The following is a 24833-nucleotide window of genomic DNA, read 5'->3' on the forward strand; positions in this document are numbered from 1 at the left end:
TCGTTTTAAAAGAGGTCTCGACTCCGCTCGATATGACATCATTAGTTTCTCTTAAACATAAAGCTATCTAGATCCTACGTTAATAATAGAATACTTTTTTTAAGGTGATTTTTTTATTTCACTACCTTTGAGGTTTAAAATTATTTCGCTTGACTTACACGTATCCTAAAAAGGAAAAACTTAAAAGCAAAAAATTAATCGATCAGTTATTTTCTCAAGGTAAATCGGTTTCGGCATATCCTTTGCGGTTGGTTTATCTTCAAACAGCATTTGACGAGGATGTTTTGGCTAAAACAGGTGTTTCGGTAAGTAAGCGTTATTTTAAAAAAGCGGTTGACAGAAATAGAATAAAACGTTTGTTAAGAGAAAGTTACAGATTACATAAAGCGCAATTTATTAACGATTTAGAAACACAACATGCCTTCATGATTTTATATGTAGGTAAAGAAAAACCAACATGCTCTCAAGTTGAAAAAAGAATGACGGCCTTGTTTGAAAAATTTTCAGACAAGCGCTCTAACCCTTAAAATACTTGATTATGAAATTATTGCTTTCTTATGTACTTATTGCCTTTTTACCTTTAATGTGTTCTAAATCGGCTTCAGAAAACTACAAATCGGAAGCTTATCTTGAAAACGAAGTTATTAATATCGCCGAAGAAGCTTCAGAAGTTAGTGTAGCTAAACCTTCAGAAGCAAAAAATAGCAGTCCTAAAATTATTAAAGAAGGTTTTTTACGCTTTGAAACACAAGATTTAGACAAAACTTTTTCACAAATAAGTAATAGTCTCACTGCCTATAAAGGTTATATCCAAAACGATTATACCAATAAATCATACAACCGAATTTCAAGACATTTAATTGTTAGAATTCCAACTGAACAGTTTCAAAATACAGTCGATGCTATTAGTAAAGACGTTACGTATTTTGATAGCAAACGTATTTCTACTAAAGATGTTACAGAAGAATTTATCGACCTTGAAGCCCGTTTAAAAACCAAAAAAACGTTAGAAAAACGGTATTTAGAGTTATTAGATAAAGCTAAAACTGTTGAAGACGTTTTAAATATAGAACGCGAACTTTCTAAAATACGAGAAGAGATTGAAGCTAAAGAAGGACGCATAAAATATCTTCAAAATAAAGTATCTTTTAGTACCTTAGATATTGAATTTTATAAATACACAGATGAAGCTCCTGTAACTTTATCATATGGCAGCAAAATGTGGAATGCTCTCAAATCGGGATTTAACGGAATTTCTCTATTTTTCTTGGGCTTATTACATATTTGGCCTTTTATACTAATACTTGCTTTTTCTATATTTTTCTTTAGAAAATGGCTTAAAAAACGTAAAAAATGAAACACCTTTTAAAAAAGCGATTTGTTATTCCAGTTATAGCAGCAGCCTTATTTTTTACTACTTCGGCATTTCAAAACGATTTTTTTGAAATCGCTAAACAGATAGAAATTTTCACCACATTGTTTAAAGAACTTAACATGAATTATGTGGATGAAACCAATCCTGGAGACTTGATGGATACGGCCATTAAAAGCATGTTGGCTGATCTTGATCCCTATACCAACTTTATGAACGAACAGGATGTAGAAGCAGCAAGAATTAATAATACGGGAGACTATACTGGCATTGGTGCCAAAGTAAAAACCTTAAAGGATAAGTTGGTTATACTAGAACCTTATAAAGATTATCCCGCTGATAAAGCTGGTTTAAAAGCGGGTGATGAAATTATAAAAGTAGGGAATACAGCCATTTCAAATTACAAAGATAATGCTGGCGATTTACTTAAAGGCTCACCCGATTCTTCGGTTGAAGTCACTTATAAACGCCAAGGTAAAACCCAAACTGCCAGTATAAAACGTGCCGAAGTGGCTATAAAGGCAGTACCCCATTTTTCTTTAATTAATAAGGAAACGGGGTATATTGTTTTAAGTCAGTTTAGCGACAAAGCTTATGCAGAAACAAATTATGCGCTTCGCGATTTAAAAGCTCAAGGTGCTCAAAAAATAGTGCTCGATCTTAGAGGCAATCCAGGAGGATTGCTTAACGAAGCTATTAAAATTGTTAATCTTTTTGTACCCAAAGGGCAGTTGGTGGTTACTACAAAATCAAAAGTAAAAAAATACAATCGTATTTATGTCACTCAAAATGATCCTATTGACACAAAAATACCTCTTGTTATTTTAATTGATGGCAGCAGTGCCTCAGCTAGTGAAATTGTTTCGGGAGCGCTTCAAGATCTTGATAGAGCTGTGGTAGTAGGTTCCCGAAGTTTTGGTAAAGGTTTAGTACAACGCCCAAAACAATTAACCTATGGCACCCAAGTAAAAATTACCATATCTAGATATTACACCCCTTCTGGTAGATGTATTCAATCTTTAGACTATTGGAATAGAAATGAAAAAGGGGAAGCTGTAAGAATTAAACAAGAAAACTATAATGCTTTTAAAACAAAAAATGGCCGACCCGTTTTTGATGGTGGTGGAGTTTTTCCTGATGAAGTTATTGGCGCCCCTAAAAATTCAACCATTACTAATGCAATAATCAATAGTGATTTAATTTTTGATTTTGCTACCCAATATTATTACACGCATAACATTGAAAATATTAATAATTTAGTATTGAATGATAAGGATTTTTTAGCGTTTAAATCCTTCTTAAAAACAAATAATTTTTCGTTTGAAACCGATACTGAAAAGGCCTTAAAAAAAGCCTTTGACGTATCAAAAAAAGAAGACCTTAATGATAATATTGAGCGCGATTATAAGTTACTAATACAAAACTTAAACCAATCAAAATTAATCGTTATTGATGAGAATAAAAACTTTTTACTAAAGCTTCTTACAGAAGATATTGTAAAAAGATATGTGTATAGGGAAGGTTTATATGATTACTATAAAATTCATAATCCTGAAATAAAAAAGGCAACTGAAATTCTTAGTAATCTGTCAAAATATGAGAGCTATTTGAAATAAATTAACTGTATTTTATCGATATAATTTTTATAACTCGTTCACTGGTCATTAATTCAACCTTGAAAACCCCTTATACGTAGACTTGTGGCATAATTTTCGATAGAAAATATTATATTTAGCCTATTACTTTTTCTACCATGAATAAATTATTAGTTGCCATTTTAATAATACTTAACAGTGTGATGGCTTTTTCGCAAGAGCAGCTCACCCATGAGGTTTATTTTGAAACTGATAAGTATGAGGTGCCTAGTACTGAAAAAAACCGTTTACTACTCTTTATTTCTAACTTAAATGATATAGAAATTGAATCGATATCCATATTTGGATTTTGTGATGATAGGGGAGCAGATAGTTATAATTTAATATTATCTCAGCAACGTGCTGATGCTATAAAAACGATATTTTCAAACAATGAAATTAGTGAAGATTTAATTTCCAATGTAGATGGAAAAGGCAAAGTTCTTTTAAAAATTGTTGAAGAAAAAGACATACTTAAAATTAGAGGGTTAAATAGAAAAGTTGAAATTATTGTAAAACCAAAACAACCCAAACCTAAGCCTATTGCCAAAGTAGAACAACCCATTGTTGAAAAAGAAAAAACCGTTGTTGATTTAATCAATGAAAGTACAAAAGGAGATAAAATAGTTTTTAAAAATATCCTTTTTAAAACAGGTTATGCCGCTGTGACGCCTGAATCAAAAAAAATTTTAAAAGAGATTGCTGATGCTTTAGTAGAACGCCCTGATATTTATTTTACTATACAAGGGCATGTGTGCTGTACCCAGTATACAAGAGATGCGGTAGATAGAAAAACTAAAAAGCGAAATCTCTCTGAGGCCAGAGCAAAATATGTTTATGATTACTTTGCTAAAAAAGGCGTAAACAAAAAACGAATGCGTCACCTAGGAATGCGCAGAAAATTTCCGTTGGGTGGTGATCCTAAATTTGATAGGCGGGTAGAAATTGTTATCACTTATGTTGATGACAAATTGAAATGATTACTATGGCAAAAAAAGCCAATTTACTTTTCTTTTTTGTTTTTTTGATTAGTATATCATGTTTTACTCAAATCACTTATGTTCCAGATGATAATTTTGAGCAGGCTTTAATTGATTTGGGGTATGATACGCCTCCTCTTAATGATCTTGTACCTACTGCCAACATTGCTAACGTAGTAAGTTTAGAGCTTTCAGAAAAAAGTATTCAGGACTTAACAGGTATTGAAGATTTTAAAATTTTAACCAATCTTAATTGTTCAAAAAACCAGTTGGATATACTGGATCTCTCAAACAATCTTAATTTAGTAGAAGTATATTGTAGTGGAAATAACTTAACATCCCTGAATGTTAGTAGATCAACTGAATTACAAAGACTTTGGTGTTTTGGAAATAACCTATCAGATTTAAATGTAATGAACAACACAGAATTAATATCACTGAGGTGTGAAAACAATAATTTAAATGAATTAGATACTTCAACCTTAACAAACCTTAATATTTTAAGCTGTGAAAATAATCAAATAACAGATTTAGATTTATCAAGTAGCACATCACTAGCAAGGTTATTGTGTGGGGGTAACTTTATTTCAAATCTAAATATTAGTAGTAATTATATGCTCACTTATTTGTCTTGTGAAAACAACCAAATAGCTTCACTTGATGTTTCAAATAGCAAAAATATTAAGGCCATACTATGTCAAAATAATCTGATTGATCGTTTAAATTTATCAAAAAACAGTAATTTATTAAACCTGAATTGTAGTAATAATGATTTATGCAAACTTGATTTAAGAAATGGAAATAATGGCAACTTAAGCCTCATTAATTTTAGTAATAACCCTAGTTTAACTTGTGTTTTAATAGATAATGCTATCGGAAACCATAGTACATGGCAGCCTGAAAATTATACAAATTATGTAACCTCTGAAAAAGAATGCGGAGTTACAGTTCCTGTGGATTATTTAAACAATTTTATTGGTTCCAATTATACCTTACCATATATTACCTACGGAAACTATTTTACGGCATCTGGTGGCAAAGGTAGTTTATTATATGCTGGGCAAAACATCACTACAAGTCAAACTATTTATATTTACAACGAAATAAATTGCTTTGATAATGAATCCCGTTTTAATGTCATTATTACCGATGATGACTTTATAATTCCTAAGTTTTTCACCCCTAATAATGATGGTACCAATGATACCTGGCAGGTTTTTGATGTTAACCACACAGTTAAAAATATTTTAATTTTTAATAGATATGGCAAACTACTAAAAACCATATATTTAAATTCTGAAGGGTGGGATGGTACTTTTAATGGTTATCCACAAATTACAGATACGTACTGGTATCACATAACATTAAATACAGGAGAGGTACTAAAAGGTCCTTTCACTTTAAAACGCTAATTTTCTTTAATCATGGCTATATGCGGAATACCATCTTCTAAATAAGACTCACCAACAGCTTTAAAACCACAATTAGTATAAAATTGCTTTAAATAACATTGAGCAGAAATCTTTATTAAATCTTCATTATAATAAGATTTAATAGCTTTAATTGAAGCTTCCATTATATCATAACCATATTTATGATTTCGTTCATGTTTAGAAACTACCACACGCCCAATACTAGATGCTTTAAAGTATACTCCAGGTTTAAATACCCGAGTATAAGCTACTAATTTTTTATTCTTAAAACCTAAAATATGAAGAGCCTGCTCATCTTTACCATCTATATCTTGATACACACAATCTTGCTCAACTACAAATACTTCACTTCGTAATTGCAGTAACTTATATAATTCAAGTGTAGTTAATTCTTTAAAAGACTTTACTTGTATCTCTAACATAGATTAATCTTGAACAATAATATCTTTCGCATCTGGTTTGCCGTACTCTGGTTGAATATTAACATGGTTAATATCATATTTTTTAAACACCAAATCTTCTATATCATGTAAAATAGCATCAAATTGAGAAAGGGTAATATCTTCATGAAAATCAATATGCGCTTCTAAATGTATTTCGTCTTCATTCAATTGCCAAACGTGTACATGATGCGTATTTTTAACACTTTCAAAAGCATTTATTTCGTCAACTATTTGCTTAATAGGTATATTTTCAGGGGTAAATAACATAAGCACTTTGGTAGAGGTTTTTAATAAATCGTACCCCATCCAAATTAAATATATGGCTATAGCTAATGTAAGTAAATTATCTACCCAATAGATTTGATAAAAATACATTAAAAGACCCCCTATTAAAACGGCAATACTCGCCATCATATCAGTAAATAAATGAAGGTATACACTACGCATATTCATATTACTTTCAGAATCTTTTTTAAGCAGTAATACACTGAATCCATTAGCAAGAATACCTAAAAGCGATAACCAAATAACTAAATTAGACTTAATATTTTCAGGTTCTTCAAATCTCTTTACAGCTTCAATAATCAACAAAATAGCTACAATAATTAGTGTAGCAGCATTAACAAAAGCAGCTAAAATTTCGGCGCGCTTATAACCAAAGGTTTTATAAAAAGACGCTTCCTTTTTAGTTAATTTATTAGCAACATAACTAACCACAAGAGATAATACGTCACTAAAATTATGAAGCGCATCACTAAGTAACGCTAAACTACCAGATAGTAATCCGCCTATAACCTGTGAGGCTGTAATTAATATGTTTAAAAATATAGATATTAAAAGATTACGGCCTTTTAAATCGGAATGGGTATGTGAATGATTATGCGAATGGCTTTGTCCCATTTAACAAGACAATGGAATTTTATTTATTCTGTTTTGATGTCTTCCACCTTCAAATTCTGTATTTAAAAATACATCAACCATTTCAAGGGCTTGTTGAATAGCGGTAAACCTAGCTGGAATACATAAAATATTAGCATTATTATGACTTCTTATTAAATGAACAATCTCCTTATTCCAACATAATCCAGCTCGTATTTTTTGGTGTTTATTAGCAGTCATAGCTACACCATTAGCACTACCACAAATTAAAATACCATACTTAGCTTTTCCATTTTCAACATCATCAGCAACAGGGTGAACAAAATCAGCATAATCTACACTACCACTCTTATCTGTACCATGATTTATAACTGTAATACCTTTAGATTCAAGAAGTTCTTTTATAGCAAATTTATAATCTGTTCCAGCGTGATCGTTTCCAATAGAAATTGTCATTTTTTAATTATATTAATAGGTTTCCACAAAGGTAGTAATTATTAACAATGTGGATGATAGTATTGATTACTTGTTAATAAGTGTTCATTACTTTCTAAAAGAAAAATTAGGAGAACATAAATATTTTTTCAATCAAAATGAGTCGTGAAAAATCCAAATATTTAATTCACTTTTTACAGCAAAGTTATCAGACTAAAATTTTAAAGCTATAAACACAAATCTTAAAAAAGTTATGAGTAAAATAGAGTTAATTTTGGTTGTTAACAACTGTGAATATAAAATTCAAAAAGGTTCTCTATTAGTATGTTAAAAAAATTAACATTGTTAATTACGTATTAATAGAACGTAAATTTAATATTATCAAAATAAATCTTAAAAAAGTTATACCAGTTATTAACACACTATAATAACCACCATTTATTTTTTTAAAATTTAAAAAGAAAATAGTATTATAATATATAATGTGGATAACTACATTTTAAGTTTAGATAATATGAATTTGATATGGCTTTAATTTAATTATTGTAGCTTTGTGAAAAATAAATAGCTAGTCTTCTCCTAAAAATAGAGCTGTTTAAAACTATTTTCCTGTATCTTAGGAAATAAATATGATTAAAAAAATTAATGAGTAAAAAGAGAAAAGGGAAATCCAGAAAGAGTGGTATTTCCAACCTAACAAATACAATTCTTAGTATTTTAAAAAAAGATAGAAATCAAGCATTTAATTATAAACAAATAGCGGCTAAACTTGGTGTGAATGATGCCAGTAACCGAAATCAAATTATAAAAACCTTAGCCAAACTAGCTGCTAAACAAGAAATTCAACAAGTAGAACGTGGTAAATTTAAAGCAGTTATTAATACTGAATATCATACAGGAAAACTTGATTTAGCGGCAAAAGGAAATGGTTACATTATTTGTGATGATTTTGATGACGATGTGTTCATTGCTTCAAATAATATTAATAAAGCATTGCATGGTGATGAAGTTGAATTTTATGTATATAAACGTAGAAAACGTGGTAAACTAGAAGGTGAAATTACAAATATTATTCAGCGTGCAAAAAGCGAATATGTTGGTGTTATTCAAATACAGAATAACAGTAATTATGCTTTTGTAGTGCCTGATAGTAATAAAATGTACAAGGATATTTTTGTACCTATCAATAAAACTTTAAAAGCTGATGATGGTGATAAAGTATTAGTATCACTTGAAGATTGGCCGGAGAATGCCGATTCACCCTACGGAAAAGTCATAAAAATTTTAGGGAAACCAGGAGAGCACAACACTGAAATTCATGCTATTTTGGCAGAGTATGGTTTACCGCATGAATTTCCTTATGAGGTAGAACAGTTTGCTAATGAGATAGATACATCAATTACTGAAGAAGAAATAGCGAAACGTCGTGATATGCGTAAAGATTTAACTTTTACCATTGATCCTAAAGATGCTAAAGATTTTGACGATGCTTTGTCTTTTGAGGTCTTAGATAATGGTTTGTATGAAATAGGTATTCATATTGCTGATGTATCACATTACCTTAAAGAAGGCACTATTTTAGACGATGAAGCTTATGAAAGGGCTACCTCAGTTTATTTGGTTGATAGGGTAGTACCAATGCTTCCTGAAGTGCTGTCAAATGGGGCTTGTTCGTTACGTCCTCATGAAGAAAAATATACCTTTTCGGCCGTGTTTCAAATGAATGATAAAGCTGAAATTAAACACCAGTGGTTTGGTAGAACGGTAACCTACAGTGATGCCCGCTATGCTTATGAAGAAGCGCAAGCAGTTATAGAATCAAAAACCAATCTAATTCCGGAAGAAGTATCGTTAACAGGTAAAGCTTATGAAACCGATCAAAAATTAGCTGATGCCATTTTAAAAATGGATGAACTAGCAAAAATTATGCGTAGAAAACGGATGAAATCTGGTGCTATTTCTTTTGATAAAGTTGAAGTAAAATTCAATTTAGATGAAGATAATAATCCAGAAGGGGTGTATTTCAAAACTAGTAAAGATGCTAATAAACTTATTGAAGAGTTTATGCTTTTAGCTAATAGAAAAGTATCTGAATTTATTGGAAAACAAACCCCTAAGAAAACTTTTGTATATCGTGTACATGATGAGCCTGATGAAAGTAAATTAGCAGCCTTACAGAACGTTGTGAGTCGCTTTGGATATAAGCTTAATTTTAAAGATAGAAAATCTACCACAGCCTCTTTAAATAACTTATTACAAGATGTGGTTGGTAAGAAAGAGCAAAATTTAGTTGATACATTAGCTATTCGAAGTATGAGTAAGGCGGAATATACCACGCATAATATTGGTCATTACGGATTAGCTTTTGATTATTACAGTCATTTTACATCGCCTATTCGTCGTTATCCAGATGTAATGGCTCATCGCTTATTACAGCTGTATTTAGATGGTGGTAAATCGGCTAATGAAGCAGATTATGAAGAAAAATGTCAACACTCCAGCACCATGGAAATGTTAGCTACTAAAGCAGAACGTGATTCTATAAAATACATGCAAATTCGTTTTATGGAAGATCATAAGGATCAAGAGTTTGTTGGTGTCATTTCTGGTGTAACAGATTGGGGAATTTATGTGGAAATTATTTCAAATAAATGTGAAGGTATGGTTAGTGTTAGAGATATGAAAGATGACCATTATGCTTTTGATCAAGATTTATATGCTATGGTTGGAAGAACTACAAAAAACACCTATCAATTAGGTGATGAAGTTATTGTAAAAGTGAAAAACACCGATTTAATTAAGAAGCATTTAGATTTTAATTTGATAGGAAAACAAGAATAGAAAGTTTATTTATTCATTTTATTTTGATGTCTTTTTTTCTCAACTTCGGAAAGATTTAAGCCTTTTTCTCTTAGAAATGCATTATGTTTTGGGCTTCCAATAATTTGAGAAGCATATACACCTGAATGCCCTGAAAACAAGTAAGCAGTAGAACAAGCTAAAGCTATAAACACCCCCGATTCTATGCCAAAAAGTTCAATACCCATAACGGTACATGCAATTGGTGTGTTTGTAGCACCAGCAAAAACAGCTACAAATCCCATACCAGCTAGTAAACTCATAGGCAAAGGTATAAACCAAATTAAAACATTTCCTAAAGTAGCACCAATAAAAAACAATGGTGTTACTTCACCACCTTTAAATCCAGCACCAAGTGTAAAAGAGGTAAATAAAACTTTTAATAAGAAATCATAAGAGTTTAAGTTGGTATTAAAAGCATCTACAATCGTTGGAATACCAAGCCCTATATACTTTGTAGTGCCCATAAAATAAATGGTTATAGCTAATATAGCACCACCAATAACAGGGCGTAGTGGCGGATATTTTATATGCTTCTTAAATAAATCGCTCCAAAAATGTGTTGATTTTGAAAAAAGCATAGCTACCAAACCAAAAATAATACCCGCTAATAAACACCATAACAGATTTATTGGTGTCATGTCTGCAACAGCGCTAATAGTGTAGTGTGTGTGTGATACACCCCAAATATCACAAAAATAATCTGAGAAAACAGCGGCTATAAAACTCGGAATTATAGCATCTAATCGTATTCTTCCTAATACTAAAACTTCCAGGGCAAAAATACCACCAGCTAATGGGGTTCCAAATACAGAGGCAAAACCCGCACTAATACCCGCAATTAAAACAATTTGTCTATCGCGTTTTGTAAGTTTTAAAATTTTGGTGAACCTATCTGCAATAGCACCACCTATTTGTACAGCTGTACCTTCACGGCCTGCCGAACCACCAAATAAATGCGTGAGTATGGTACCAAATAGAACGAGAGGTGCCATTCTAAAAGGGATAATTTTTTTAGGCGAATGAAATTCTTCCAATAATAAATTATTACCTTTTACCACACTGTTTCCAAATAGATGATAAGATAAACCAATAATAAAACCACCTACAGGAAGCAGTGCAATAATCCATAAATGATTTTCTCTCCAATTAGTAGCCCAGTCTAAACTCAATAAAAAGAAGGCTGAAACACTACCCACTAATACCCCTAATATCAAACAAATAACTAACCATTTTAAGAGATAAAAAAGGGATGGAATTTGCTCAACGGAGAAAATAAGTTTTTTTATTTGTGTACGGTTCATATATTGCGATAAATATACTAATTCTGGAAGTATAGCCTGCTACCTTTTTTAATAAAGCGAGTGTTTATAATTGGTAATATAAATTATTAAAATTTTTATAATTTATAATCAAAATATACTTACGGAATAATTATTGATAATTTTTATTTTAAATTATGCCCCGTATGATACGTTATATATTCATTATTACACTAGTATGTCTATCTATAAAAAGTACCGCACAAGACGCTATTCAAAAAGCTGTTGGTGAATTTTCAGAATTAAAGGTTTATGATTTGATTCAATTGCAATTGGTACCCGCCGACGATAATAGAATTGTCATACAAGGCGAAAATAAAAACAGTGTTATTGTTACTAATAAAAATGGTAAGTTGAAGGTTAAAATGAATATTGAAAAGGCTTTTAACGGATCAGAAACAAAAGTGGTTTTATATTATTCCAAACTTGATATCATTGATGTAAATGAAGGCGCTCAAGTAACATCTGATTATACTATAAAACAATTTGATCTTATTTTAAAAGCACAAGAAGGTGGTATTATAGACGTGCCTTTTGAAACCACATATACTGAAATTAAAGCAGTAACAGGAGGAATAGTTTATGCTAAAGGCTTGGCTAAAAACCAAAGAATAACGTTGTTAACTGGTGGTAGTTATATGGGAGAACACTTGGTTACAGAAAATACCGAAGTATCAATAAGTGCTGCTGGTGAAGCTCATGTAAATGGTTCAAAATTAGTAGATGTGAAGATTAGGGCAGGAGGCGATGTATTTATTTATGGTAACCCCGAAACCATAACAGAAAATACAGCCCTCGGCGGACGTGTAAAACGTATAAATGAGTAGTTAGGTTTAAAGCCTTCAAATAGATTATTTTTTATTTACTATCTCAGCTTTTGCTAATAAAATTAAAATATTTCTTTACTTTGTGTAAAGCCTCTCTTTTTCATGTTTGATGATATTTTAACAGCAATTCCTTTCGGGATTATTTTAGCATTTACTATTGGTCCTGTGTTTTTTGTGCTACTAGAAACTAGTGCAACAAAAGGCTTTAGAAGCGCTTTAATTTTTGATTTAGGCGTTATTTTGGCCGATATCATATTTATTTTAATAGCATTCTACAGTACCAACAGCTTAAGAGGTAAAATAGGAAACGACCCAAGTTTTTTAATTTTTGGAGGTGTTTTACTTATTGTTTATGGTATTATTTCCTTTGTTAGAACATCAAAATCATTTAGGGCAATTGTGAAAGAATATCATAAGGTTGAAATTCAAAAAGATTATGGTAAGTTATTTATAAAAGGGTTTTTACTTAACTTTATTAATATAGGTGTTTTGCTGGGATGGTTAGGTTTTATTGTATTAGGAGATTCTTTAACCACTTCGAAAAACGGCGGTGTGATTTTTATAGTGTCTATGCTGTTATCTTATTTTGTGTCCGATTTATTTAAAATACTAATAGCTAAGCGGCTCAAAGCTAAATTAACGCCCCGATTAATATTTAAAACAAAGAAAATTATTGCGTTAGTTATACTAGGCTTTGGTATTTTGTTATTGATACAAGGATTGTTTCCTGACGCTTATGAAAAGAATAAAGAAAAAATAGAACAAAAAATATACTCATAAAAAAAGCTTTCAGTAAATTCTGAAAGCTTTTTTTTTTGAGGCGTCGAGCGGAATCGAACCGCTGTAGCAGGTTTTGCAGACCTGTGCCTAAGCCACTCGGCCACGACGCCATTGTTGCTGCAAATGTAAAAAAAAAAGTCATTTTACCTTACATAAATTTACTTTTTACGTTTTTGAGTCATTTTTATCGTTACATTCTCAACATCACCACCAATTGGCGGGTTTATTTTGCTTACAGAAACCGTTGCGCGCTTTATAAGTTTATTGTCTTCAAATATTTTATTTAAAATACGTTTAGCCACAGTTTCTAGAAGGTAAGAAGGTTTGCTCATTTCTTCTTTAATAACCCTATTTAAAAAGACATAATCAACCGTATCATCAAGTTTATCTGTGTTAGCTGAGGTTTGCAAATCAGCTTTAACTTCTAAATCAACGCGGTAATCACTACCAATTTTAGTTTCTTCCTTTAAGCACCCATGATAGGCAAATACCCGGATGTTTTCTAATTTTATTATTCCCATTAATTTGTAAAAAAATCAAATATATTACTTAGTGCACTTGTTTTTGCTTTATAAAATTCTGTATACGTACAACGTTCACATGTTACAGCTGTAAATTTTTGGTTTTGCACATCAAAAATTTTAGATAATGTACCGCCTGTAGCTCGCATTTGCCCAATTTTATATGTGTTATGATGGCATTTTGGACAGGTATAATTTAAATTTTCCATAGTATTATATCTTTAATATTTCTGTTATTCAAGATATAGGTATTAAGAAATAAAGTATTGTTACGCTTATCAGATTTAATTGAGCAAAAATAGCTTGAATTTCCGTAATTTTGAGGCTTGTTTAGTTAAAAACCTCAGAAGATGTCTGAAGAAAGAAAATCACTCAATTTTATTGAGCAAATTATAGAAGAAGATTTGGCAAATGGTATGGCAAAAAACGATTTACGTTTTCGTTTTCCGCCTGAGCCAAATGGCTATTTACATATTGGTCATACTAAAGCCATTGGTATTAGTTTTGGGTTAGGAGAGTATTATAATGCACCAGTAAACTTACGTTTTGATGATACAAACCCGGCAAAAGAGGAACAGGAATATGTAGATGCTATTAAAGAAGATGTGGCTTGGTTGGGCTATAAGTGGGACAAAGAATTATTTTCTTCAGATTATTTTCAGCAACTATATGATTGGGCGGTAAAGCTGATTAAAGAAGGAAAAGCTTATGTTGATTCTCAATCAAGCGAAGCTATGGCTGAACAAAAAGGAACACCTACACAACCTGGAGTTGATGGACCGTTTAGAAATCGTTCTATTGAGGAAAATTTAGATCTTTTTGAGCGCATGAAAAACGGTGAGTTTGATGAAGGCGAACATATTTTGCGTGCAAAAATAAATATGCAGCACCCTAATATGCTGATGCGCGATCCCATTATGTATCGTATTTTAAAGAAGCACCACCACAGAACGGAAAATGATTGGTGTATTTATCCTATGTATGACTGGACACATGGTGAGAGTGATTATATAGAACAAATATCGCATTCATTATGTTCTTTAGAGTTTAAACCGCATAGAGAACTCTATGACTGGTTTTTAGATCAGGTGGTAGATCCCGATAAACTAAGACCAAAACAACGTGAGTTTGCACGTTTAAATTTGAGTTACACCATTATGAGTAAGCGTAAATTACTCAAGTTGGTTGAAGACGGTGTTGTAAATGGATGGGATGATCCAAGAATGCCTACTATTTCAGGACTGCGTCGAAGAGGTTATACGCCTGCAGCCATTAGAAAATTTGTTGAAACTGTTGGAGTTGCTAAACGTGATAATGTTATTGATGTTTCGCTTTTAGAATTTTGCATTCGCGAAGATTTAAATAAAACGGCACGCCGTGTTATGGCAGTTTTAAACCCTGTAAAAGTAGTTATTACAAATTATCCGGAAGATAAAGAAGAGTGGTTAGACACTGAAAATAATCAAGAAGACGAAAGTGCTGGTTTTAGAAAAGTCCCCTTTACACGTGAGCTATATATTGAAAAATCTGATTTTAAAGAAGAAGCCAGTAATAAATTCTTTAGATTAAAACTTGGTGGCGAGGTTAGACTTAAAAGTGCATATATCATAAAAGCTGAAAGCGTTGTAAAAAATGCTCAAGGTGAGGTGACTGAAATACATTGTACGTATTCTGAAGATACTTCTAAAAAAGTTAAAGGAACCTTACATTGGGTATCTATAGCACATGCTATTAAAGCTGTAGTTAGAGAATATGATAGATTGTTTATGGATGAAGCTCCAGATAGTCATCAGGATAAAGATTTTATGGAATTTATCAATCCTAATTCTTTGAAAACAATTGAAGCGTTTGTTGAACCAAGTTTAAAAAAAGCTAAAATAGGGGAGCGTTTTCAATTTCAGCGTTTAGGTTATTTTAATGTAGATAATGATTCTACGGCTAATAATTTGGTGTTTAATAAAACGGTTGGTTTAAGAGATTCATGGGCAAAGCAAAAACCAAAACCAACTCAAAATACTAATCCGCAACAACAAAGACCTCAAAAAAAGGCTATTGATGTTATTCAGCAATTGGGTAAAAAATACACCAACTTACCTGAAGCGAAACAGTTAAAAGTAAAATCAGAAATACTAGAATTAGCTAACAATGTTACTTATGAGGAATTAGCTCCTTTGTTTAATACGGCCGTTAAAAAGGTAGGAACGCGTATTGCGGTAGCTTTAGTGTTGGGTGTTTTATTAAAGCATGGTCATGAAAAAAATGAAGAGGTTCAAGCTTTTATTACCACGGCTTTGGAAGATAAAAATGCTTTATTAGTAGCTGAGGCACAGGCTATTTCTAAGGGTTGATTTTATAAAATAATATTTATGTATTGGTTTTTTAACTATATTTAGATACAAACTAAACGTTATTATTATGGAATTATTCAATCCCGTTGCCATGTTATTGGCAGCAGTTTCGGCCATGGTTGTCGGGTTTATTTGGTACAATCCCAAAGTATTTGGAACAGCTTGGATGACGGCTGCAGAAATGACAGAAGAAAAAATGAAAGGCGCAAACATGGCTAAAATTTTCGGATTAGCATTTGTTTTTGCCTTTTTGCTATCTACCGCTTTACCAGGCATTGTTATTCATCAAATGGGTGTGTTTAGTCTAGTAGGCGGAGACCCTGCATCGGCTTTACCTTCTTATGAAATTTTTATTACCGATTATGGTGATGCTTTTAGAACCTTTAAACATGGTGCTTTTCATGGGGTGCTTACAGGTGTTTTTATTGCGCTTCCTATTTTAGGTACCAATGCGTTATTTGAACGTAAAAGTGCAAAATACATTTTTATTAATGCTGGATATTGGATTGTAACCCTTGCAGTAATGGGAGCCATTATTTGTGGAATGAAGTAATTTTTGTAAACTTTTAACATAATTAAAGACTGAGAATTGTAATTTTCAGTCTTTTTTAGTTCTATTGAAAACCTTTCAAATTTATCGTTCAACCAGAGATCTCCCAAAAACATGGGATACCCTTGTAAAGCACGATGTGTTTTTACAATCTTATTATTTAGAGGCGCTTGTACAAGGTGGTCCAAGTAATATAAAAATATATTTTGTAGGCATTTTTTCTGATGATGAATTGGTTGGAGTTGCTATTATTCAAATTGTTAATTTGTATTTAAAAGATATGTTCAGAAAAGCTGAAGTATCCTGTGCTAAAGAGTTTTTTAGAAGTATCATTTCAAAAATATTAAAAGGTAATGTGTTAGTGGTTGGTAACTTAACCCACACTGGGCAGCACAGTATGTTTTTCAATAAAAAAAAGATAACATTAACGGAATATGCCGAAACTATTTATAAAGCTGTAACCGCGCTTAAAAATGATTTTTATAGGGAACACAGAAAACCAATTCATGCTATATTGCTAAAGGATTTTTTTGTAAACGAGATGAAATTGAAAAAGACACCTGTTTTTGATAGTTTTAATTTTCACGAGGTTAGCGTACAACCCAATATGATTTTAGAAACTAGAAAGCAATGGTCTAATATGCAAGATTATGTTTCAGATTTATCTAAAAAATACCGCGATCGTTATAAACGTGCTAGAAAGAAGTTAGGGGATATTTACTGTAAAGAATTAGATTTACATGCCGTGCAATTAAACGCTGTAGTGTTGCATACATTATACCTTAACGTTTCTAGCAATGCCAAGTTTAATAGTTTTATTTTACCCCAAGATCATTTTTTTGTTTTGAAACAAAAATTAAATGATAATTTTAAGGTATTTGGCTATTACTTGAACCATAAGTTGGTTGGCTTTTTTACACTTATTTTAAATAGTAGACAACTTGAAACCTATTTTTTAGGGTATGATACAAAACATCAATACGGCAATCAGTTATATTTAAACATGTTGTATGATATGCTAGATTTTGGTATCACACAAAGATTTACTTCTGTGATTTATGCCAGAACAGCTATGGCTATTAAAAGTTCGGTAGGCGCCAAACCAAGGCCTATGGTTATGTATATGAAGCATACTAATGGTACGTTAAATAGAATTTTAAAACCTGTTTTTAAGTTGATGAACCCAAAACAAGATTGGGAAGAACGACATCCATTTAAATAAATGAGAAACTAAAACTTAACTTTATAATATAAGTTCTAAGGAATAGAAATGAGTTTAAGAACGTTGATTTTAATTATTATGAATAGCTTGATATTATTAGTTATAATAATGTTGTCTATTACCTTTTACAATCAATTTTCAAATACGATAGATGATAGAATTCTCCGTCAGTTAAACTCTATAAAAACATTAAAAAAAGTTCAAATTGAAAGCCTATTGCAAAATGAATGGGATGCCTTTGTTAGTAATCATACATCAAGTGATTCATTAGACAGCTTAAATATCCATGTACCAAATGAGGTTATAAAAAGTTCAGGAATTTATGACTTCACAAACTATCATCAAGATGGAAATACCTCTATAGTTTTAGTGATAAAAGAAGGGTATGAAATAAAGACTAAGTGTATAAATCAGGATAAAATCACTGCAATATTACTGGAGCGTACAGGAATGGGGAATAGCGGTGAATCTTATTTGGTTGGTCAAGATTTCAAAATGAGATCGCCCTCACGGTTTTTACCTAAAAAAACGCCATCAAATATAGTAGTTAATACCAAAGGTGTGATAGATGCGTTTTCAAGTAAAAAAGAAAGTGGTAAAGGTGTGTTTAAAGATTATAGGGGGGTTGAGGTATATAGCGCTTATGGGTTTATAAATGTATCTAATCTCAATTTGGTTATTCTTTCAGAGATGGATTTAAGTGAGGCCACAGCACCTTTGCAAAAATTAAAAATCAGGCTTTTAGGTTTAATTTTCATCATCATGTTAGTAGCCATTGTTTTATCATTATTTCTAACAAAGATTATTACAACTCCAGTAATTAATATGCAGCGAAGCCTTAAAATTATGGCTGCTGGTGATTATAATGAAATAAATGAATTTAAAAAGGTTTCCAATGAAATAAGGGAAATGTTTGATGCTTTAGCACAATTAAAAAAATCACTTCAAGGTGCCGTAAATTTTTCTAATGAAATAGGTGATATGAATTTAAACGCGCAATATGAACCCAAAAGTGAGCATGATTTATTAGGTATGAGTTTAATCAAAATGCGTGATAAATTAATTGAATTTAGAAGTAACGAAACCAAAAACAGCATGGAAACCAAACGCCTATTAGTAGATGGTTTAGAGAAAGAAAGGCAACGATTAGCTCGTGAGCTTCATGATGGTATTGGGCCCATATTAACCTCGTTAAAGTTTTATATTGAAAATAAGATAGAAAGTAAAACCCAAAGGTTAGAAATGAAGAAAATAGTAGATGCTACTATTTCAGAAATTCGTTTAATGTCAAACGCTTTAATGCCTTCAAATCTTGATGATTTTGGAGTAGGAGCAGCTATGACAAATTTTGTTGATAACATTAAAAAATACTCCGATGTTGATATTGTTTTTGAAGATTTAACCAAAACAGAGCACAGTAAAATTACCAAAAATCAAGCTATTAATATCTTCAGAATTGGGCAAGAATTAATAAACAACGCTTTAAAGCACGCCAATGCCACACACATCAGGTTATCGTTATCTGAGTTTGATCATTTTATTTCATTTTTTTATTTTGATGATGGGAAAGGTTTTAATATTCATGAGGTAAAGCTGGGTTCTGGTATTATAAACATTAAAGAACGTGTTGATATTTGTAACGGTAGTGTTCAAATTAATTCCAAACAAGGAAGCACTACTTTTGAAATTGAATTACCTATAGACGATGAATGAAATTAGACTTATTATTGCCGATGACCATGAACTTTTTAGAAATGGTTTAAAAGAGCTCTTAAAAAAATATGATGATGTACATGTTGTAACATGTGTTGCTGATGGTGTAGCGTTTTTTGAAGCTCTAGATAATGAAAAAAATATTGATATTGTATTGCTTGATATTGGGATGCCTCATATGGATGGTTTTGAAGTTTTAAATAAAATAAAGGCTTTAAACGCCTCTATAAAGCCTATAATCATCTCAATGCATGATGATGGTAATTACATTGCTAAATGTGCTAAAAGTGGCGCATATGGCTATTTATTAAAGAATACAGATCAAGAAGAACTTATAAAAGTAATTAGAATTGTAAGTCAAGGAAAGAAATATTTTAGCCCTAGTATTTCAGAGAAGATGATAAACTTCATGTCGGTTCAGAGTGTGAGTAAGGATATTTTGTCTAATAAAGAAACTGAGGTTTTAGGGTTAATATCTGAAGGATTAACCACTAAAGAAATTGCTGCTAAATTATTTGTAAGTTCAAGAACTATTGAAACACACAGAGCTAATATCTTAAAAAAGCTTGAAGTGAAAAACACGGCTGAACTAATTAAAAAGGCCACTCAAATGAATCTTATATAGTGGGAGTATTGATATAACTTTTATGTTATGTTTCCAATTTTTGAAAATCTAAATGATTTTGTGTGGGGCCAGCCGAGTCGAGACCTAAATTGAAAAGAACTAATTTCAAGACTTCGAGACCAATTGTGAATTGACATCATGAATATTACGTTCTCATGTCGAGTTTATTTAGCATAATATCCGTATTTATACGGATACTATTTACGTGGTTTCTCATAGTCCATAACCCTTAGTTTTGAATGTAAATTTGTAATGAATTTAAAACGGAGAAATTATGAAGAAGTTAGTAGTATTATTTGCACTAGTATTTGTTACAGTAACCGCATTTGCACAAGACAGAAATGGTTTAACAGGGCCAGCGTACAAAAATTACAAACCAAGTAAGCATAAAACAGAAGCTAAACCTGTTTATAATGCAAACCATAAAATAGGTTTAACAGGGCCAGCATATAAAAATTACAAACCAGGTAAAAGCAGTAATGAGGTAGAATATCAAGTTGTTTCTACAAATAATAGTAAAGCAGGTTTAACGGGACCAGCATATAAAAATCATAAACCTTGGAAAAACAATAAGGTTTCAAATGATAACACAGTTATTGCAACAGAGAATGAGCTATAAATTACAGTTTGTTGGAATAAAAAGAAAAAAGCATTTAACTAATTAAATGCTTTTTTTATGTGCTGTTTTTAAAACAAGTTATTTTTCATTTTTCTTTTTGGCTTCTTTCATAGCTTCACCTATTTGATTACTTGCTGTAAAACTTGCCACCATTTCGTTTAGCATATTGCTTCCAGCCTGCGGTGCATTTGGCAGTAATATCAGGTTGCTATTGGTTTCTTCACCCAGAGATTGTAAGGTATCGTAATGTTGGGTAACCACAATTAATGCTGATGCTTCTTGGCTATTAATACCAACCCGATTTAAAACTTCTACAGATTCTTCTAAACCTCTTGCTATTTCTCTACGTTGATCAGCTATACCTTGACCTTGTAAGCGTTTGCTTTCGGCCTCTGCTTTAGCTTTTTCAACAATTAAGATACGCTGTGCATCACCTTCATACTGAGCAGCTATTTTTTCACGTTCAGAGGCATTAATACGGTTCATAGCAGCTTTTACCTGTGCATCAGGATCAATATCGGTTACTAAGGTTTTAATAATATCATACCCATATTCTATCATAGCATCATTCAATTCAGATTTTACAGCTATGGCAATGTCGTCTTTTTTAACAAAAACATCGTCTAGTTTCATTTTTGGAACTTCGGCACGTACTACATCAAACACGTAACTTGTAATTTGGTCATGCGGATAATCTAATTTATAAAAAGCATCATAAACTTTTTCACGAATTACTTTATACTGTACAGAAACTTTAAGGCGTACAAATACATCATCCAAGGTTTTAGTTTCAACAATAACATCCAACTGTTGAATTTTTAAACTGAGTTTACCTGCAATGCGATCAACTAATGGAATTTTAATTTGAAGTCCAGATTGACGAATACTTTGAAACCGACCAAAACGTTCTATAATGGCAGCTGTTTGTTGTTTGACAATAAAAAAGGACGAGATTAAAATAAAGAGTCCAATAACAATAAATGGGATAGAAAAATAGCTCATAATATGATTTAAAAAAGGTTAAAAAATGTGAATTACTAATTTAAGTTATATTTGTCATCAAACCTTACAAGATTCAATGAAAAAACAATTTTACATATTAGTAGTAATAACGACATGTTTTGTTACACTTGGTTTTGCGCAAAGAGCAAGTTACCAAATTAAAAATGGCTTTGCATTAACAGGTGGCCTCACGCAATTTGATATTATTACAGATAATTTTAAAACCAAATCTGCCAATGGATTTTTAGGAGGCCTGGCTGCCGAGGTTGATATTCCGAACAAGTGGTACAACATTAGTTTTGGTATGCAACTTTCTGAAAATCATTTAGAAGTTTCGGCCAGACCAGCCTTAATCAGTAATGAAGAATCTAATATAGAATACAAATTATTTGCAGCGCAGGTGGCGATGTTGATGCATATAAAAATAGTTCCATACCATTTTACTATTGATGTGGGTCCTATGTTGCAGTACAATGGAAAATTGGAATTGAAGGATGAAAACCAAAGTGGTTACTATATTAATAATTATACCAATCTTATGGCAGAGGATATTTCTAATATTTCACAGTTTCATTTCAATGGGGCAGTAGGGGCTTCTGCTGGAATAAAGAATTTCAAACTGAAAGCGCAATATATTTACGGTTTTACTAACATGCTAAAAAAGTTAGACAAAAAAGGACTAGATACATTAGGAGGAAAAGCGAATTTTGAAGGTCACCAAAGTATGTTGGTGTTAGGTGCTATGGTATCATTTTAAAAGCTCCTGTATTTTTAAATCCAACTGATTTACTAAAGCATTTGTGGTGCTTATATCATTTGATTTTACAGTTCGTCCTCGGGTATAGCCAATGTAATTTAACCAACCTTCTGATTGAATTTGTCGGCGTTTTGAAATAGTTTTAAATAAAGTATCATTTTGAAGTAGCTTGAGTTCTGTTTGAGCCGTATTTAGTTTTATTTCAGGGTATAAATCTAACAGTATTTTTTTAGCCATATAAAAATGACCTATTTGGTTAGGATGCACACCATCTGGGATAAAAGTACCATCAGGGTTCTGTTTTTTTAGGGCTATTAATTTTTTGTTTAAATAAGCATGTAGGTTAATGGTTTTCATATTATTAATTGACATTAACCAATTAGTATAGTGCTGTAAAACGGCATTATACTTATAGTAAGGATGCTTATATGATTGTGATTCAGAATCATTAAAAGAAATGCGGGTTCTTATAGGTTTTGGGTCAAAAACCGTTGGTGTTAAAAGTATAAGTTCTGCACCCGATTGTTCTACCTCATGCTTTAGTTTTTTAATACCATTTTTATAGTGATTAAATCGGGTTGAATCTAGCTTTGAATAAATGCCATCATTCATACCATAGCACGCCATAACCAAGTCGGGTTGACTTAATTTTAATGCGTCATCTAAACGATTGTGAACCCATGGTCTAGGAAACGGATGATTGGGTTCAGAATCTCCTGAAACGGTTTCACTTGATAAGCCAACGCTAATAATATTTAGTTTTTTATCTGGGAAGTTTTTTCTCAAGTAATAGTCTAAAAAGTCAACATATAACCCATGTTGCGTAATACTATTTCCTAAAATTAATACGGTTTTATTATGTAATGGATAGTCTGCTTCATGTTTCTGTTCACATGAAAAAAACAGAATAACACAAACAATATATACATAAAATAATTTCATTAAACTATATGCTAATAGTGTTAATAGCGTTTTTAATACGTTTGATGCTTTCTTGTTTTCCAATCATAAATATGATATCAAAAACATCAGGCCCTTGTAGTGCTCCTACTAAAGCTAACCTAAGAGGCATCATAACTTTTCCGAAGCCGATATTATTTGAAGTTATCCAACCTTTAATAGTATTTTGAAGTGTCTCAACCGTAAAATCTTCAATAGGATCCATTTGTGTAATAACCTCATTTAAAATATCCGAAGTACCTTCTTTAAAGGCCTTTTTAACCGCTTTATCGTCATAGGTTTCTGGTGCGATAAAAAAGAAATGACTCAAATCCCAAAAATCAGAAACAAAAGTAGCTCGCTCTTTTATCAGCTCAATGACGATAGCTATGAAGTTAATATCAATTTCGGCAAGTTCAGAGCGCTCTTGTTGAAAGGCTATAGCCAGCGCCTCATTACTTTGCTGTTGCATGTAATGGTGGTTAAACCATTTTATTTTATCAGGATCAAAACGTGCTCCAGATTTATTAACACGGTTCAAATCGAAAGCTTGAATAAGCTCTTCCATGCTAAAAATTTCTTGTTCGGTGCCCGGATTCCATCCTAAAAACGCTAAAAAATTAACCATAGCTTCAGGGAAATAACCATCCTCTTTATAGCCTCTTGAAGTTTCTTGTGTTTTAGGGTCTGTCCATTCTAAAGGAAAAACAGGAAACCCTAGTTTATCACCATCACGTTTGCTTAATTTTCCTTTACCAGTGGGTTTCAAAATAAGAGGTAAATGGGCAAACTCTGGTGTCTCCCAATCAAGTGCTTGATAGAGTTGATAATGTAAGGCAAGCGAAGGCAACCATTCTTCACCACGAATAACATGGGTAATTTGCATTAAATGATCATCAACAATATTTGCTAAATGATAAGTAGGCATACCATCGCTTTTAAACAACACCTTGTCATCAAGAACACTGGAATCTATTTTAATGTCACCACGAATAATATCTGTAAGATGCAGGGTTTGGTCTTGGGGTGATTTAAACCGAATAACATAGTCTTGACCCGCTTCTAATTTGGCTTGTACGTCTTCTGCACTTAATGACAACGAATTATTAAGTTTTAATCTGTTATGCCAATTATAAATAAATGTTTTTCCTTTGGCTTCATGGTCCTTTCTATGGTAATCTAGTTCTTCAGCTGTATCAAAGGCATAGTACGCGTTTCCAGATGTAATCAATTGATCTGCATATTGTTTGTAAATATGTTTACGTTCACTTTGTCTGTAGGGTCCAAAGTTTCCTTCTTTACCAACACCCTCGTCAAAAGGCATACCACACCAATTCAACGCATTAATAATGTATTGTTCTGCACCTTCAACATACCTGTTTTGATCGGTATCTTCTATTCTTAAAATAAAATCACCCCCGTGCTTTTTAGCAAATAAATAATTGAAAAGAGCGGTTCTTACTCCGCCAATATGTAAAGGTCCAGTTGGGCTTGGTGCAAAGCGCACACGAACGTTTTTAGCCATGTTTTGTAAATTTGTGGCAAAGATACAATTAACAGCTAATTATGAACC

General features: G+C 31.9%; 24 protein-coding genes and 1 tRNA gene. 15 read left to right on the top strand and 10 right to left on the bottom strand.

What is annotated here, in order from left to right; translation table 11 throughout:
- Window positions 1–149 precede the first annotated feature (149 nt).
- The 5 genes from rnpA (at window position 150) to KFZ70_RS05220 (ending at window position 5398) form a co-directional block, all read left to right on the top strand.
- Window positions 150–527 carry a ribonuclease P protein component gene (rnpA, locus tag KFZ70_RS05200; RefSeq protein WP_139694551.1) on the top strand — a complete coding sequence of 126 codons (378 nt, stop codon included), beginning with the start codon at window positions 150–152 and terminating at the stop codon, window positions 525–527.
- Between the two features lie 11 nt (window positions 528–538).
- The gene (locus KFZ70_RS05205; protein WP_139694550.1) at window positions 539–1357 is read left to right on the top strand and encodes a DUF4349 domain-containing protein; all 819 of its coding nucleotides are present in this window, start codon (window positions 539–541) and stop codon (window positions 1355–1357) included.
- Window positions 1354–2988 (top strand): S41 family peptidase, encoded by a 1635-nt coding sequence (locus KFZ70_RS05210; RefSeq protein ID WP_139694549.1) that lies wholly within the window; start codon window positions 1354–1356, stop codon window positions 2986–2988. Before KFZ70_RS05205 ends, KFZ70_RS05210 begins: the two co-directional genes overlap by 4 nt.
- Before the next feature lie 137 nt (window positions 2989–3125).
- Entirely contained in the window at window positions 3126–3986 is an 861-nt protein-coding gene (locus tag KFZ70_RS05215; RefSeq protein ID WP_139694548.1) for an OmpA family protein, read from the top strand.
- Window positions 3987–3991: 5 nt separating this feature from the next.
- On the top strand, window positions 3992–5398 hold the full coding sequence (locus tag KFZ70_RS05220) for a T9SS type B sorting domain-containing protein (protein ID WP_158293155.1): 1407 nt from the start codon (window positions 3992–3994) through the stop codon (window positions 5396–5398).
- Here KFZ70_RS05220 and KFZ70_RS05225 read toward each other — a convergent pair.
- From KFZ70_RS05225 to rpiB, 3 genes are read right to left on the bottom strand one after another with little or no spacing between them, the layout of a single operon-like run.
- Window positions 5395–5841, bottom strand: coding sequence for a GNAT family N-acetyltransferase (locus KFZ70_RS05225; protein WP_139694546.1), 447 nt, complete (start codon window positions 5839–5841; stop codon window positions 5395–5397). The two genes, KFZ70_RS05220 and KFZ70_RS05225, sit on opposite strands and share 4 nt — an antisense overlap.
- A gap of 3 nt (window positions 5842–5844) precedes the next feature.
- Window positions 5845–6762 carry a cation diffusion facilitator family transporter gene (locus tag KFZ70_RS05230; RefSeq protein ID WP_139694545.1) on the bottom strand — a complete coding sequence of 306 codons (918 nt, stop codon included), beginning with the start codon at window positions 6760–6762 and terminating at the stop codon, window positions 5845–5847.
- On the bottom strand, window positions 6763–7197 hold the full coding sequence (rpiB, locus tag KFZ70_RS05235) for a ribose 5-phosphate isomerase B (RefSeq protein ID WP_139694544.1): 435 nt from the start codon (window positions 7195–7197) through the stop codon (window positions 6763–6765).
- A gap of 624 nt (window positions 7198–7821) precedes the next feature.
- On the opposite strand from rpiB, the gene rnr reads away from it, so the two are divergent.
- Window positions 7822–10017: a ribonuclease R gene (gene rnr / locus KFZ70_RS05240; RefSeq protein ID WP_139694543.1), complete on the top strand. Its 2196-nt coding sequence runs from the start codon at window positions 7822–7824 to the stop codon at window positions 10015–10017.
- Between the two features lie 5 nt (window positions 10018–10022).
- On the opposite strand, the gene KFZ70_RS05245 is transcribed toward rnr, so the two are convergent.
- Window positions 10023–11339 carry a voltage-gated chloride channel family protein gene (locus KFZ70_RS05245; RefSeq protein WP_199240631.1) on the bottom strand — a complete coding sequence of 439 codons (1317 nt, stop codon included), beginning with the start codon at window positions 11337–11339 and terminating at the stop codon, window positions 10023–10025.
- A gap of 164 nt (window positions 11340–11503) precedes the next feature.
- Between KFZ70_RS05245 and KFZ70_RS05250 the strand changes: the two genes are divergently transcribed.
- The gene (locus tag KFZ70_RS05250; protein ID WP_139694542.1) at window positions 11504–12184 is read left to right on the top strand and encodes a head GIN domain-containing protein; all 681 of its coding nucleotides are present in this window, start codon (window positions 11504–11506) and stop codon (window positions 12182–12184) included.
- 102 nt (window positions 12185–12286) lie between these two features.
- A complete protein-coding gene (locus KFZ70_RS05255) occupies window positions 12287–12964 on the top strand; it encodes a LysE family translocator (protein WP_139694541.1) in 678 nt (225 codons plus the stop codon).
- A gap of 38 nt (window positions 12965–13002) precedes the next feature.
- Here the strand turns inward: KFZ70_RS05255 and KFZ70_RS05260 are convergent.
- The 3 genes from KFZ70_RS05260 to KFZ70_RS05270 form a co-directional block, all read right to left on the bottom strand.
- Window positions 13003–13074 (bottom strand) — tRNA-Cys (locus KFZ70_RS05260).
- Between the two features lie 48 nt (window positions 13075–13122).
- Window positions 13123–13485: a dihydroneopterin aldolase gene (gene folB, locus KFZ70_RS05265; RefSeq protein ID WP_139694540.1), complete on the bottom strand. Its 363-nt coding sequence runs from the start codon at window positions 13483–13485 to the stop codon at window positions 13123–13125.
- Window positions 13485–13694 carry a zinc ribbon domain-containing protein gene (locus tag KFZ70_RS05270; RefSeq protein WP_139694539.1) on the bottom strand — a complete coding sequence of 70 codons (210 nt, stop codon included), beginning with the start codon at window positions 13692–13694 and terminating at the stop codon, window positions 13485–13487. The genes folB and KFZ70_RS05270 overlap by 1 nt, the downstream gene beginning before the upstream one ends.
- A gap of 141 nt (window positions 13695–13835) precedes the next feature.
- Here KFZ70_RS05270 and KFZ70_RS05275 point away from each other — a divergent pair, with 141 nt between their 5' ends.
- From KFZ70_RS05275 to KFZ70_RS05300, 6 genes are all read left to right on the top strand, one after another.
- Complete coding sequence (locus KFZ70_RS05275) at window positions 13836–15833, top strand: glutamine--tRNA ligase/YqeY domain fusion protein (protein WP_139694538.1); 1998 nt, start codon at window positions 13836–13838, stop codon at window positions 15831–15833.
- Window positions 15834–15900: 67 nt separating this feature from the next.
- Window positions 15901–16386 carry a DUF1761 domain-containing protein gene (locus KFZ70_RS05280; protein WP_139694537.1) on the top strand — a complete coding sequence of 162 codons (486 nt, stop codon included), beginning with the start codon at window positions 15901–15903 and terminating at the stop codon, window positions 16384–16386.
- A gap of 64 nt (window positions 16387–16450) precedes the next feature.
- Window positions 16451–17605, top strand: a complete 1155-nt coding sequence (locus KFZ70_RS05285) for a GNAT family N-acetyltransferase (RefSeq protein WP_139694536.1) — start codon at window positions 16451–16453, stop codon at window positions 17603–17605.
- Between the two features lie 78 nt (window positions 17606–17683).
- Entirely contained in the window at window positions 17684–19318 is a 1635-nt protein-coding gene (locus KFZ70_RS05290) for an ATP-binding protein (protein WP_407516017.1), read from the top strand.
- Window positions 19311–19943, top strand: coding sequence for a response regulator transcription factor (locus KFZ70_RS05295; protein ID WP_139694534.1), 633 nt, complete (start codon window positions 19311–19313; stop codon window positions 19941–19943). Before KFZ70_RS05290 ends, KFZ70_RS05295 begins: the two co-directional genes overlap by 8 nt.
- A gap of 274 nt (window positions 19944–20217) precedes the next feature.
- Window positions 20218–20562: a hypothetical protein gene (locus KFZ70_RS05300; protein ID WP_139694533.1), complete on the top strand. Its 345-nt coding sequence runs from the start codon at window positions 20218–20220 to the stop codon at window positions 20560–20562.
- Window positions 20563–20640: 78 nt separating this feature from the next.
- Here the strand turns inward: KFZ70_RS05300 and KFZ70_RS05305 are convergent, their stop codons facing one another.
- A complete protein-coding gene (locus KFZ70_RS05305) occupies window positions 20641–21564 on the bottom strand; it encodes an SPFH domain-containing protein (RefSeq protein ID WP_139694532.1) in 924 nt (307 codons plus the stop codon).
- 76 nt (window positions 21565–21640) lie between these two features.
- Between KFZ70_RS05305 and KFZ70_RS05310 the strand changes: the two genes are divergently transcribed.
- Window positions 21641–22321 (top strand): outer membrane beta-barrel protein, encoded by a 681-nt coding sequence (locus KFZ70_RS05310; protein WP_139694531.1) that lies wholly within the window; start codon window positions 21641–21643, stop codon window positions 22319–22321.
- Here KFZ70_RS05310 and KFZ70_RS05315 read toward each other — a convergent pair.
- Entirely contained in the window at window positions 22313–23263 is a 951-nt protein-coding gene (locus tag KFZ70_RS05315; protein ID WP_139694530.1) for an SGNH/GDSL hydrolase family protein, read from the bottom strand. The two genes, KFZ70_RS05310 and KFZ70_RS05315, sit on opposite strands and share 9 nt — an antisense overlap.
- 4 nt (window positions 23264–23267) lie before the next feature.
- Window positions 23268–24785, bottom strand: coding sequence for a glutamate--tRNA ligase (gltX, locus tag KFZ70_RS05320; RefSeq protein ID WP_139694529.1), 1518 nt, complete (start codon window positions 24783–24785; stop codon window positions 23268–23270).
- Window positions 24786–24833 lie beyond the last annotated feature (48 nt).

Origin of the sequence: Allotamlana fucoidanivorans, from assembly GCF_045788535.1 — a bacterium.
GTDB lineage: Bacteria > Bacteroidota > Bacteroidia > Flavobacteriales > Flavobacteriaceae > Allotamlana > Allotamlana fucoidanivorans.